General features: G+C 63.8%; 12 protein-coding genes. 1 reads left to right on the forward strand and 11 read right to left on the reverse strand.

Annotated elements, in window-relative coordinates:
- The 11 genes from ACWGPT_RS11830 to ACWGPT_RS11880 form a co-directional block, all read right to left on the reverse strand.
- On the reverse strand, positions 1-1,557 hold the full coding sequence (locus ACWGPT_RS11830) for a formate dehydrogenase beta subunit (protein ID WP_452605804.1): 1,557 nt from the start codon (positions 1,555-1,557) through the stop codon (positions 1-3).
- Positions 1,554-2,033 (reverse strand): formate dehydrogenase subunit gamma, encoded by a 480-nt coding sequence (locus ACWGPT_RS11835; protein WP_452605805.1) that lies wholly within the window; start codon positions 2,031-2,033, stop codon positions 1,554-1,556. The genes ACWGPT_RS11830 and ACWGPT_RS11835 overlap by 4 nt, the downstream gene beginning before the upstream one ends.
- Positions 2,034-2,170: 137 nt before the next feature.
- A complete protein-coding gene (locus tag ACWGPT_RS11840) occupies positions 2,171-3,064 on the reverse strand; it encodes a LysR family transcriptional regulator (protein WP_452605806.1) in 894 nt (297 codons plus the stop codon).
- 103 nt (positions 3,065-3,167) lie between these two features.
- Positions 3,168-3,575: a F0F1 ATP synthase subunit epsilon gene (locus tag ACWGPT_RS11845; protein WP_452605807.1), complete on the reverse strand. Its 408-nt coding sequence runs from the start codon at positions 3,573-3,575 to the stop codon at positions 3,168-3,170.
- Positions 3,576-3,643: 68 nt separating this feature from the next.
- Positions 3,644-5,086, reverse strand: coding sequence for a F0F1 ATP synthase subunit beta (gene atpD / locus ACWGPT_RS11850; RefSeq protein ID WP_452605808.1), 1,443 nt, complete (start codon positions 5,084-5,086; stop codon positions 3,644-3,646).
- Between the two features lie 23 nt (positions 5,087-5,109).
- Positions 5,110-5,991 carry a F0F1 ATP synthase subunit gamma gene (locus ACWGPT_RS11855; RefSeq protein ID WP_452605809.1) on the reverse strand — a complete coding sequence of 294 codons (882 nt, stop codon included), beginning with the start codon at positions 5,989-5,991 and terminating at the stop codon, positions 5,110-5,112.
- 42 nt (positions 5,992-6,033) lie between these two features.
- Positions 6,034-7,563, reverse strand: a complete 1,530-nt coding sequence (atpA, locus tag ACWGPT_RS11860) for a F0F1 ATP synthase subunit alpha (protein WP_452605810.1) — start codon at positions 7,561-7,563, stop codon at positions 6,034-6,036.
- The gene (locus ACWGPT_RS11865; RefSeq protein ID WP_452605811.1) at positions 7,563-8,129 is read right to left on the reverse strand and encodes a F0F1 ATP synthase subunit delta; all 567 of its coding nucleotides are present in this window, start codon (positions 8,127-8,129) and stop codon (positions 7,563-7,565) included. The genes atpA and ACWGPT_RS11865 overlap by 1 nt, the downstream gene beginning before the upstream one ends.
- A 248-nt stretch (positions 8,130-8,377) precedes the next feature.
- Positions 8,378-8,761, reverse strand: coding sequence for an AGROH133_08824 family phage infection protein (locus ACWGPT_RS11870; RefSeq protein WP_452605812.1), 384 nt, complete (start codon positions 8,759-8,761; stop codon positions 8,378-8,380).
- A gap of 53 nt (positions 8,762-8,814) precedes the next feature.
- Complete coding sequence (locus tag ACWGPT_RS11875) at positions 8,815-11,034, reverse strand: primosomal protein N' (RefSeq protein WP_452605813.1); 2,220 nt, start codon at positions 11,032-11,034, stop codon at positions 8,815-8,817.
- Positions 11,035-11,085: 51 nt separating this feature from the next.
- Positions 11,086-12,003 (reverse strand): GNAT family N-acetyltransferase, encoded by a 918-nt coding sequence (locus ACWGPT_RS11880; protein ID WP_452605814.1) that lies wholly within the window; start codon positions 12,001-12,003, stop codon positions 11,086-11,088.
- Positions 12,004-12,139: 136 nt separating this feature from the next.
- On the opposite strand from ACWGPT_RS11880, the gene ACWGPT_RS11885 reads away from it, so the two are divergent.
- Positions 12,140-13,075 (forward strand): tyrosine recombinase XerC, encoded by a 936-nt coding sequence (locus ACWGPT_RS11885; RefSeq protein WP_452605815.1) that lies wholly within the window; start codon positions 12,140-12,142, stop codon positions 13,073-13,075.
- The last annotated feature ends 20 nt before the right edge of the window (positions 13,076-13,095 follow it).

The raw sequence follows: 13,095 nt of genomic DNA on the forward strand, positions 1-13,095 counted from the left end.
TTACTCCGCCGCTTCGACGATGGGGGTGGGAGCGAAATCCTCGGGGAAGTGCGTCATCGCACTCATCACCGGGTACGGCGTGAAGCCGCCAAGCGCGCAAAGCGACCCGAACTTCATCGTGTTGCAGAGGTCCGCCAGGAGTGCCCTGTTCTTCTCCGGCTCTATCCCCTGCGCGATGCGGTCGGCGGTCTCGACACCGCGGGTCGAGCCGATACGGCAGGGCGTGCACTTGCCACAGCTCTCGATCGCGCAGAATTCCATGGCGAAGCGGGCCTGCCGCAGCATGTCGGCGCTGTCGTCGAAGACCACCACGCCCGCATGCCCGATCAACCCGTCTTTCGCGGCAAAGGCCTCGTAGTCGAAGGGCGTATCGAAGAGCGAGCGGGGGAAATAGGCGCCGAGTGGCCCGCCGACCTGCACCGCCTTCACGGGCCGGCCGGTCATCGTACCGCCACCGATCTCGTCGACAATCTGTCCGAGAGTGAGCCCGAACGCCGTCTCGAACAGTCCGCCATGCTTCACATTGCCGGCGATCTGGATCGGGATCGTGCCACGCGAGCGGCCCATTCCGAAGTCGCGGTAGAATTCGGGGCCGCGGTCGAGGATGGGAGGCACGGACGCAAGGGAGATGACGTTGTTGACGACCGTCGGACAGCCGAGGAAACCCTTGAGCGCCGGCAGCGGCGGCTTTGCCCGCACGACGCCACGCTTGCCTTCCAGCGAATTGAGAAGAGACGTCTCCTCCCCGCACACATAGGCGCCCGCGCCGGCCCTGACCTCCAGTTCGAAGGCATGGGCCGAACCCATCACCGACGGGCCGAGGATACCGGCCCGGCGGGCGACGGCGATCGCCTCGTTCATGACCCGAATCGCATGCGGATATTCCGAGCGGGTATAGACGTACCCACGCGTCGCGCCGGTGGCGAGCCCGGCGATGATCATTCCCTCGATCAGCACGAAGGGGTCGCCCTCCATGATCATCCGGTCGGCGAACGTTCCGCTGTCGCCCTCGTCCGCGTTGCAGACGATATACTTCTGGGGGCCCGCGGCATCGGCCACCGTCTTCCACTTGATACCTGTCGGGAAGCCCGCGCCGCCCCGGCCGCGCAGTCCGCTGTCGGTCACAGCCTGGATGATCTCCGGCGCCGACATTGTCAGCGCACGCTCGAGGCCCTTCAGCCCCTGGTAGTGACGGTAATCTTCAATCGAAAGCGGATCGGTGACGCCGCAGCGTGCAAATGTCAGGCGGGTCTGCTGACGGAGGAAGGGAATTTCCTTCGTCAGCCCCAGACAGAGCGGATGATCCCCGCCGGTCAGGAACCCCGCGTCGAAAAGGCCGCCCACATCCGACGCCTTCACCGGCCCGTAGGCGATGCGCCCCCGCTCCGTGCGGACTTCGACGAGCGGCTCGAGCCAGAACATGCCGCGCGATCCGTTGCGCACGATGCGCGCGTCCAGCCCGTGGTTGGCTATCTCGGCCGCGATCGCGGCCGCAACCTTGTCGGCGCCGAGCGCGACGGCCGCGGCATCGCGGGGGACGAAGATGGTGACGGTCATCGGCGCGCCTCCGCAACGAGTTCGCCAAGAGCGCCTGCATCCACGCGACCATGAACCTCATCGTCCAGCATGGCCGCCGGGGCACATGCGCAGAGCCCGAGACAGTAGACAGGCTCCAGCGTGATTGCGCCGTCCAGCGTGGTCTGGTGGAAATCGATGCCGAGAAGCCGGCGCGCCGAGACGGCAAGGTCATCGGCGCCCATGGCCTGGCATGCCTCAGCCCGACAGAGCCTGAGGACGTGCCGCCCGGCCGGCAACTGGCGGAAATCATGGTAGAAGGTGACGACGCCGTGTACTTCCGCCCGCGACAGGTTGAGTTCCTGGGCGATGACGGGCTTCACTTCCTCGGGGATAAAACCGAACTCCTCCTGAATGGCGTGGAGGATAGGTAGCATCGGCCCTTCCAGGTGCTTCAGCTCCCGGATTATCGAAAGCGATCGCTCGGCATTGCTGCCGCCCGTCACATGTACATTCATCGTATTCCAAGCCTCCCTGAAGAATGCCTCCCCGGCAATCTCCCGCACGCGGATCCGCGTACTCTTGTGTACACAGTCTCTTCCCGTGCCCCGAGAGGGTCAATATTGATGTTTCGTTACGCGATAGAAAAAAACTATCAGATCAGGGCTTGCGAATTCAGGCTGCGGGCCTGGTAAAGAAGCGCCGAGACGAGTGGCGTGAAAGGCTCACGATGGGTCGCAACGAGCCCGACAAGGTGGCTGGCTTCCGGTTCCACGATCGGTATCATGCGGATCTGCTTGGCAAATCCGAAGGATCGCGCGACATTCCGTGGCATGATGCTGGCCCATTGGCCCGTCGCCACATGCGAAAGCAGCACGACCATCGAGTTGGATTCGAGGGTCGGCTTCACGACAACTCCGGCATCCGCCAGATGCTGGTTTATGATCCGACGGTTCTGCATGTCGGGCGTCAATAGGCAAAGCCTAACGCTATCGAGCTCCGTCCAGGTCACGTTCTCGCGGTCCGCGAAGGGCGTGCCTTCCGCGGTCACCAGAATATAGCGCTCTGCATACAGCGGCACGCTGGTGACGCGCCCGAGAGGCTCGTTGTCGAGATAGGTGATCCCCGCATCGATCTCGAAATTGTCCAGCTGACTCAGCACTTGAAGCGAGTTTCGAGAAACCACGGAGAAGGTGACGTCCGGATGCTTCGCCTGGAAGGGTTCAGTCAGGCGGGGGATCATGGCAAGCGCGGTCGGTATCGCCGCCAGCCGGATATGTCCGGAAAGCCCCTTCTTTGCGGCGCGCATCTCCTCGCGCATGGTGCGGGCATCGGCGACAATCCGCTTGGCCCATTCCAGTACCCGCTGGCCCTCGGGCGTCAGTCCCTGGTATCGCGACCCCCGCACGACCAGACCGACGCCGAGCTGGTCCTCGAGCTGCCGGATCGCCGCCGACAGGGACGGCTGCGAGATCCCGCACTCGTTGGCTGCCCGCCCAAAATGCTCCTCACGGGCGAGTGCTATGAAGAATTCCAGCTTGTCGATCATGCTCCGCGCTTCCTCCACCGCCCACACAACAGCAAATGGGAGGGCACAGGCAACAAAAAAGGCGGCCCGAAAGCCGCCTTTTCAAAACAAGTGCCGGACGCTGTCAGGCCGGCAGAATGGTCTCGTTGAGCTGCGTCAGCTGAGACAGGTATTCTTCGAGCCGGGTCTTCTGCTCGTAGTCGACAGCTGCGCCGGCATTGCTGCGGGCAGTCTCGATGTGAGCCTGAAGCCTGTCCCGCGTCAGGTCCGAAAGCGGCAATGCTGATTCCGCAAGAACGGTGCAGCCGGTCGGAAGGATGTCGGCAAAGCCGCCGAACACGACGTACTTGCTCTCCTGCCCGGATGCCAGCTTCACGCGGACGACGCCCGGCTTGATCGTCGTCATCGTCGGAGCGTGGTTCGCGAGAACCGTCATCTCGCCCAGCGTGGCCGGGATCACGACTTCGGTGACCTTCTCCGACAGGAGAAGGCGCTCCGGAGAAACGAGCTCGAAATTGAAGGCGTCAGCCATGGCGGTTCACTTCTTCACGTGTTGCATGCAAAGGCGCGCCGCATGTGCCGCGCGCCCGCTGGTCCTGCTTAGGCGGCAGCCGCCAGCTTCTTCGCCTTTTCGATGGCTTCTTCGATCGAGCCTACCATGTAGAAGGCGGCTTCCGGAAGATGGTCGTACTCGCCGTTGACGAGGCCCTTGAAGCCCTTGATCGTGTCTTCGAGCGAAACCAGCTTGCCCGGCGAACCGGTGAAGACTTCGGCGACGAAGAACGGCTGCGACAGGAAGCGCTCGATCTTGCGGGCGCGGGCGACGGTCATCTTGTCCTCTTCGGACAGTTCGTCCATGCCAAGGATGGCGATGATGTCCTGCAGCGACTTGTAGCGCTGCAGCGTCGTCTGGACCTGGCGAGCAACCTGATAGTGCTCTTCGCCGACGATCATCGGGTCGAGCATGCGCGACGTGGAGTCGAGCGGGTCAACGGCCGGATAGATGCCCTTTTCGGCGATCGAACGCGACAGAACCGTCGTTGCGTCCAGGTGGGCGAACGAGGTTGCCGGCGCAGGGTCGGTCAAGTCGTCGGCGGGAACGTAGATGGCCTGAACCGAGGTGATCGAGCCCTTGGTCGTGGTGGTGATCCGCTCCTGCATCTGGCCCATGTCGGTGGCCAGGGTCGGCTGGTAGCCAACGGCCGAAGGAATACGGCCAAGCAGAGCCGACACTTCCGAACCCGCCTGGGTAAAGCGGAAGATGTTGTCGACGAAGAACAGAACGTCCTGGCCCTTGTCGCGGAAATCTTCCGCGATGGTGAGGCCCGTCAGGGCGACGCGTGCACGTGCGCCCGGAGGCTCGTTCATCTGGCCGTATACGAGCGCAGCCTTGGAGCCTTCGCCGCCGCCAAGCTTGTTCACGCCGGATTCGATCATTTCGTGGTAAAGGTCGTTGCCTTCGCGGGTACGCTCACCCACGCCTGCAAACACCGAGTAACCGCCGTGTGCCTTAGCAACGTTGTTGATCAGTTCCATGATGAGAACCGTCTTGCCAACGCCGGCGCCGCCGAACAGGCCGATCTTGCCGCCCTTCGCGTAGGGAGCCAGAAGGTCGACCACCTTGATGCCGGTGACGAGGATCTGGGCTTCCGTGGACTGCTCGACATAGGCCGGAGCTTCCTGGTGGATAGAGCGCAGCGTGCTCGTGTCCAGCGGACCTGCTTCGTCGACGGGCTCGCCGATGACGTTCATGATGCGGCCGAGCGTCTGGTCACCGACCGGAACGGAGATCGGGGCACCGGTGTCCTTGACCGGCTGGCCGCGAACGAGACCTTCCGTCGCATCCATCGCAATCGTGCGGACCTGGTTTTCACCGAGGTGCTGAGCGACTTCGAGAACGAGGCGGTGACCGTTATTGTCGGTTTCCAGCGCGTTCAGGATCGGCGGCAGTGCGCCGTCGAATGTAACGTCGACGACGGCGCCGATCACCTGCGTCACCTTACCGACGGAGGTGTCGGCGTCCAGGGTAGCTGCGATAGCCATTTTTCTTACCCTCTTTCCTTATCTCAGAGCGCTTCCGCGCCCGAAATGATTTCAATGAGTTCCTTGGTGATCTGCGCCTGGCGCTGACGGTTGTAGGACAGCGTCAGCTTGTTGATCATATCACCGGCATTGCGCGTCGCGTTGTCCATTGCGGACATCTGAGCGCCATAGAAGGATGCGTTGTTTTCGAGCAGCGCCCGGAAGATCTGGACGGCGACGTTGCGCGGCAGAAGATCCGCGAGGATCTCCTCTTCGCTCGGCTCGTATTCGTAGAGCGCCGACGATCCGTTGCCGACCTCAGCCGTGTCGGCGAACTTGGCCGGGATGAGCTGCTGTGCTGTGGCTTCCTGCGAGATCACCGAATGGAACCGGGCGTAGAAGAGCGTGGCTACATCGAACTCGCCCTTGTTGAAGAGCTCGAGAACCCGGCGCGCAACATCGTCCGCGTTCGCAAAGCTCAACTGCTTCACTTCGCGGAAGGTCACGTAATCGATGATGTTGTCCGTGAACGTCCGCCGCAGGATGTCGTTGCCCTTGCGGCCGACGGTCAGGATCTTGACCGTCTTGCCTTCGCGGATCAGCTTGAGGGCATGATCGCGCGCCATGCGGATGATGGACGAGTTGAAGCCACCGGCAAGACCGCGCTCCCCCGTCGCGACAATGAGAAGGTGAACCTGGTCACGACCCGTGCCGGACAGAAGCAGAGGCGCTTCCGCATTGCCGGCATTGGCCGCCGACAGGCTGGCCAGCACCTTGTTCATGCGTTCCGCGTAGGGACGAGCGGCCTCGGCCGCCTCCTGCGCACGGCGCAGCTTCGCCGCGGCGACCATCTTCATCGCCTTGGTGATCTTCTGCGTCGCCTTGACGGAGGCGATCCGGTTTTTCAGATCCTTAAGTGAAGGCATCCGTTATCGGTCCCCTAAGGGTTAGTGTGCGTGATCCGGGTCTCAGGCGAAGGACTTGGCGAAAGTGTCGAGCGCCGCCTTCAGCTTGGCCTTCGTGTCGTCGGAAATGGCCTTCTCGGTGCGGATCGCATCGAGGACAGCCTTTCCTTCCGAGCGCATGTAGCTCAGCAGACCCTGCTCGAACTTGCCGACGTCGCCGACCGCGATCTTGTCCAGGTAGCCGTTGACGCCCGCGAAGATCACCGCGACCTGCTCTTCCGTCTTCAGCGGCGAGAACTGCGGCTGCTTGAGAAGCTCGGTCAGGCGTGCACCGCGGTTGAGGAGGCGCTGCGTCGAGGCGTCGAGGTCGGAACCGAACTGCGCGAAGGCAGCCATTTCACGATACTGGGCAAGCTCGCCCTTGATCGAGCCGGCAACCTGCTTCATCGCCTTGACCTGTGCGGCGGAACCCACGCGGGAAACCGACAGACCGACGTTCACGGCCGGGCGGATGCCCTGGTAGAACAGGTCGGTTTCAAGGAAGATCTGGCCGTCGGTGATCGAGATCACGTTGGTCGGAATGAAGGCCGAAACGTCGTTACCCTGCGTTTCGATGACCGGCAGCGCCGTCAGCGAACCGGCGCCACGCTCGTCGGAGAGCTTTGCGGCGCGCTCGAGAAGACGCGAATGCAGGTAGAAGACGTCGCCCGGATAGGCTTCGCGGCCCGGCGGACGGCGCAGGAGAAGCGACATCTGGCGGTAGGCGACGGCCTGCTTGGAAAGGTCGTCATATGCGATCAGCGCGTGCTGGCCGTTGTCACGGAAGTATTCGCCCATGGCGCAGCCGGCGAACGGTGCCAGGTACTGCATCGGAGCCGGATCGGAAGCGGTCGCGGCAACGATGATCGAGTACTGCAGCGCACCGCGCTCTTCGAGCACCTTGACGAACTGGGCAACGGTCGAACGCTTCTGGCCGATGGCGACATAGACGCAGTAGAGCTTGTCGTTGTCCGGGCCGTTGTCGTGGATCGGCTTCTGGTTCAGGAAGGTGTCGAGAATGATGGCGGTCTTGCCGGTCTGGCGGTCGCCGATCACGAGCTCGCGCTGGCCACGGCCAACCGGGATCAGGGCGTCGATAGCCTTGAGGCCGGTGGACATCGGCTCATGAACCGACTTGCGCGGAATGATGCCGGGAGCCTTGACGTCGACGCGCGCACGGCGGGTCGCGTTGAGCGGGCCCTTGCCGTCGATCGGGTTGCCGAGAGCGTCAACGACGCGTCCGAGCAGTTCCGGACCGACCGGCACGTCCACGATGGCGCCGGTCCGCTTGACGGTGTCGCCTTCCTTGATCTCACGGTCCGAGCCGAAGACAACCACGCCGACATTGTCGGATTCGAGGTTGAGAGCCATGCCGCGCACGCCGCCCGGGAACTCGACCATTTCGCCGGCCTGGATGTTGTCCAGACCGTAGACGCGGGCGATACCGTCACCAACGGAGAGAACCTGGCCGACTTCGGATACCTCAGCCTCCTGGCCGAAGTTCTTGATTTGATCTTTCAGAATTGCGGAAATTTCCGCGGCGCGGATATCCATCAGCCAACCTCTTTCAGTGCAAGCTTAAGGGTGGAAAGTTTGGTGCGAAGGGAGGTGTCGATCTGACGCGACCCGACCTTTACGATCAGGCCACCAAGGAGCGTGGGGTCCACCGTGACGGCGACGACCACATCCTTGCCAGTGACGCCCTTCAGCGCCGACTTGAGTTCTTGTTCCTGGGCCGGCGTCAACGCATGCGCGGACGTTACCTCTGCCGTCACCTCGCCGCGCTGGGCTGCGGCGATCTGACGGAAAGCCCGGATCATGCCAGGCAATGCGAAAAGCCGGCGGTTGCCGGCCACGACCTTGATGAAATTGCCGACGAGACCGCGGATGCCCGCCTTGTCGGCGACCGCGGAGATCGCACGCAGCTGATCCTCGGAAGAGAATACCGGGCTCTGGATCAGGCGACGCAGGTCTTCGCTCTCGTCCAACATAGCCTGGAGCCGGTCGAGATCCGCGCCGACTGCATCAACGGAACCCGCCTCGAGCGCAAGCTCGTACAGCGAGGATGCATAGCGCTCAGCTACACCGGAAATCAGCTGGGACGTGTCAGCCACGGGCACAGTTTCCCTTGATTGTCATCAACGGCCGGACCTCGCGGACGGAGATCGATAAGCCCTTGTGAGTATTTGCTATTTTGTTGAAAACAACCAGCTTTCGGGCTGGCCCCTTCAGACTTTCGCGGTTCGTCTACCATAGGATCTATGGACTCGCAACACGGCAGATAGGCTAAAACGTCAGGGCTAGAAGGGCTTGAAACGATTTTATCACGCTGCTTGTGCGGATTCTGGAGATCCGAAATGTCGCCCTGTCAGAAATAACCGAACACATATCCGAGCGGCAGGGCGGCCAGCACGAGTTGCGCGATCAGCACCAGGGCATTGATCACGATCCTTCCCCTGTCGACAAAGAGCGACAGGAGGCGCCCGAAAGCCGCAAATCCAAGGGCGCTGCCCAGCATGAGATAGGTGAAGTCCTGCGCAAGTGCGATCGCCGCCAGACCGAGACCGAGGTGCAGGCCGCCTATGGAGCGCGTGGCGCCGAAGCCGACGGAGGTTATCTCTCCCGTGACCAGCCCCCCTGCGCGCAGAAGTCGCGCCGGGAACAGCATCGTCAGGAGCCCGAAGCCGGCGACGACCAGGGCGGAAAGGAAGGCAAGGCGTTCCGGCATCTCGGTGGGAAAATAAAGTTCCAAATCTTCGCTCCTGCACTCCGGGGACTAACGGGATACCAGCAGGAACATGATTCTCAAAGGAAGCTCTGGGGGTCGACGTCGATCTGCACATGCACCGTGCCGCGAACCTTCGGCCCCTGCGCCACCATCGTCTTCAAGAAGGCCTGCATGTCGGAATTCCGCCGTCCGTGGACCAGGAGCCGGAAGCGGTGCCGCCCCCGGACCAGCGCCAGCGGCGCCTCGGCGGGCCCGAGAACCGATATCCCGGAGACATGCGGAGCCGCGGCGCGCAGGCCGCGCGCATGAGCTTCCGCGTCGGCCCGCCCCTCGGCGGACACGATGATCGACGCGAGCCTGCCGAAGGGAGGCAGGATCGCCCGCTCGCGCTCGAGGATCTCGCGCTCGTAGAAGGCTCCGGCGTCGCCGGAAACGATCGCCTGCATGACGGGGTGCTGCGGCTGGTAGGTCTGCAGCAGGCCGTGACTCTTGAGCCCGGTCCGCCCTGCTCGCCCGGTCACCTGGTTCAGGAGCTGGAATGTCCGCTCGGCAGCGCGAGGGTCTCCATTCGCCAGCCCGATATCCGCGTCGACGATGCCGACCAGCGTCATCATCGGGAAATTGTGCCCCTTCGCCACCAGTTGGGTGCCGATAACGATGTCGGCGTCGCCGCGGGCGATGGCCTCCAGTTCCAGCCTCAGGCGCTTCACGCCGCCGAGGAGGTCGGATGACATGACGATCGTGCGGGCCTCCGGAAAATGCCTTTCCACCTCTTCCGCAATCCGCTCGACGCCCGGGCCGCATGCGACGAGGTGGTCGAGCGTCCCGCACTCCGGGCAGGCCTCCGGCGTCGGCTCGCTATAGCCGCACTGGTGGCACTGTATCTGGTTGCGGAACCGGTGCTCCACGAGCCAGCTGGAGCATTGCGGGCACTGGAAGCGATGGCCGCAGACACGGCAGAGGGTCAGCGGCGCATAGCCGCGGCGGTTGAGGAAGAGAAGCGCCTGCTCGCCCCGCTCAATGGTCTTGCCCACCGCCCGCAAAAGCACGGGAGACAGGAAGCCCCCTCGCTCGGGCGGATGCCTGCGCATATCGAGAAGATGGAGATCCGGCAGCGCCGCTTCCCCGTAGCGGGTCGGCAGATGCACGAGGTGGTAACGCCCCGCCTGCGCATTCACCTGGCTTTCGACCGAGGGCGTCGCCGAGACGAGGACGATCGGGAAATCGCCGATCCGTGCCCTGACGACCGCCATGTCGCGCGCATTGTAGAAGACGCGGTCCTCCTGCTTGTAGGCGGGGTCGTGTTCCTCGTCGACGATGATCAGGCCGAGGTTCTCGAACGGCAGGAACAGTGCCGACCGGGCGCCTGCGACCACCTGAACCTCTCCGGTCACGATGCCGCGCCAGACCTTCTCCCGCATCCGCGGGGAGAGGTCGGAATGCCACTCCCCGGGCTTTGCGCCGAACCGGCTCTCGAAGCGTTCCAGGAAACTCGACGTCAGCGCGATCTCCGGCAGCAGGATGAGGACCTGCCGGCCCTGCCGCAGCGTCTCCGCGATCGCCTCGAAATAAACCTCCGTCTTTCCGGATCCGGTGACGCCGTCGATGAGCGATGCGGAATAGCCGCCTTTCCTCACGAGCGTCACGATCTCGGCGGCGGCATCCTTCTGCGGGCCCTGGAGCCGCGAGGCGGCATGCTCGGGGTCGGGCCTGGCGACTACCGGCGGGGGCGGCAGGAAGATCGTCTCGAACAGCCCCTGTTGCGTCAGCCCGTCGATGACGGACGTCGACACACCGGCTGCATGGGCAAGCCCGGCCCGCGTCCACGGTGTATCCTCGTCGACGAGATCGAGGACCCGGGATCGCGCCGGCGTCATCCGCTCCGGGTGCCCGCCGGAATAGCGAATGCCCTCCACCATCGGCTCGGGCGCGAGCGCCGCAGGAGCCCGGATCGCCATGCGCGCCACCAGTCCCGGCGGCGACAGGGTATAGCTCGCCACCCACTCCACGAAGCGGCGCATTTCGGCTGAAAGAGGCGGACAATCGAAGGCCAGCGTGATCGGCCGCAGTTTCTTCGGGTCGAGCTTGTCGTCGTTGCCGCCGTCCCAGACGACGCCGATCACCTGACGCGGGCCGAGCGGCACCTGCACCACGGAACCGGCTTCGACATGCATCCCCTCCGGCACGGCGTAGCTGTAGGGACCCGGCGCCGGCAGCGGCACCAGGACCGGGACGACACGCCTTGCCGGCGGCCGCTCCAGCAGTTCACCGAAGAGAGAGGAGGAATCTGAACCCATGCGGCGGGACCTTGCCCCGAAGCCCGGCAAAATGAAACACCGGATTTGCAGCTAGGAGGCGGTTTCCTCCAGCGGCTTGAACACGGCCTGCTGGTCCCGGGCCAGATCGACGATCGTGTGCCGCTCGATTGCCCGCGTGACGTCCTGCGGGTCGCCGTCCAGCTGCTCGGGCGGGATCAGTTGCCCGATGGTCACGTCAAACCGGTTGCCCTTCTTGTTGAGGAGCTCGTAGAAGACGGTCATGTCTCGCAGCTCCGTCGACCACTTGGCGAACCAGTAGAACAGCCCCGAATTGCGCGCCTTCATATGGATCGGCACGATCGGCAGGTTGTACTTCTTGGCAAGCCCGACGGCGGACGTCTTCCAGGGCCGTTCGTTGAGCCGACCGTTCGCCCAGTAGGCGATGCGCCCCGAGGGAAACAACACCATCACCTTGCCATCCTCCACCGCCTTGTTGGTGAGGACGAGCGTCTCCCGCGTCTTGAGCTTGCTCTTGTGCTCCTCCCGCCACTCGACCGGGATGATCATTTCCGAGAAGCGTGGATTTACACGCACCGCATCCCGGTTTGCGAACACCATCAGGTCCGGCCGGCACCCCTTGAGGACGTCGAAGACGGCGACCCCGTCGGCAATGCCCGTCGGATGGTTGCTGACGAGAATGAAGCCGCCGGTCTTCGGAATGCGATCGGCATTCGTGACCCGCACGTCGAGCTTCAGGACGTCGCTCAGATATTCGAAGGACTGGAGGCCCGAAAGGGCCGCGATGTCGTTGGCGAACTCGATCGCCCGGTCGTAACGCAGCAAGGTATAGAGGAATGGCCGCATCACCGGCCAGAGCGGATGTTTTACGATCCGCTGGCCTCGCTCAGCGATGAGGATATCGACGATATGACCAGGTTTTCCTTGGGAAACCAGAGAAAGGGCTTCGGCAAAATGTCCCAGCGAGGACATTGAATCTCGGCGCGCCATACGAACTCCTGCAGAGAGGATAGGGGTATATCTCAGTCCGGCATGATCGGCCAGCGACAGCGACGCCGCGCTTCATTGAATCCTAACGCCATCAGGTCAAATTGGCCTCCACCCGCACCAATTCAATAGGCATGACGTGAGCGAAATACTGACGATCGCCGCTCCCGACCTTCTCCAGCGACGGGCGGAATGGCTCGAAAACCTTGCCCGGGAGCGACGCCTTTCCGCCAACACGCTGGAGGCCTATGAACGCGACACCCGCCAGTTCCTGGGCTTCCTGACCGGCCATCTCGGTTCGCCGCCCCGGATCGCCGATATCCACACGCTCCGCCCGGCTGACCTGCGTGCATTTCTGGCGGCACGCCGGCGCCACGGCTCCGGCGCCCGTTCGCTCGGCCGCCACCTGGCCGGGCTGCGTTCCTTCTTGCGTTACCTGGAACGACAGGGGCTGATCAATGCTGCCGCGGCAGGCGCGGTCCGTGCGCCGCGACAGCCCAAGTCGCTTCCCAAGCCACTCAGCGACAGGCAGGCGCTGGCGGTCGTCGCCACCGGCTCCCAGTTGCAGGACGAACCATGGATCGCCGCCCGGGATGCCGCCGTGCTGACGCTCCTCTACGGTTGCGGCCTGCGCATATCGGAGGCGCTCGCACTGACGCCGCGGGACTTCGATCCGGGTGCGACGAGCCTTCGGGTCAACGGCAAGGGCGGCAAGGTCCGGATCGTCCCCCTGCTCCCTGTCGTGGCCGAGGCGGTCGCGGCTTATCGCAAGCTCTGCCCCTATGTTCTTCCCGGCGAAGAGCCCATGTTTCGCGGCGCCCGCGGCGGCCCTCTGCAGCCGGCCATCATCCAGCGCGGCATGCAGAAGCTGCGGAGCGCACTCGGCCTGCCGGATTCGGCGACGCCGCACGCGCTGCGCCATTCCTTCGCCACGCACCTGCTGGCCGGCGGAGGAGATCTGCGAACGATCCAGGAACTGCTCGGACATGCGAGCCTCTCCACCACGCAGGTCTATACGGGCGTGGATACGCAGCGCCTGCTGGAGGTCTACGACCGGGCGCATCCGCGGGCATAGGATTGCCTTAACCATCCGCC

The organism is Pseudorhizobium sp. NPDC055634 (genome assembly GCF_053618655.1).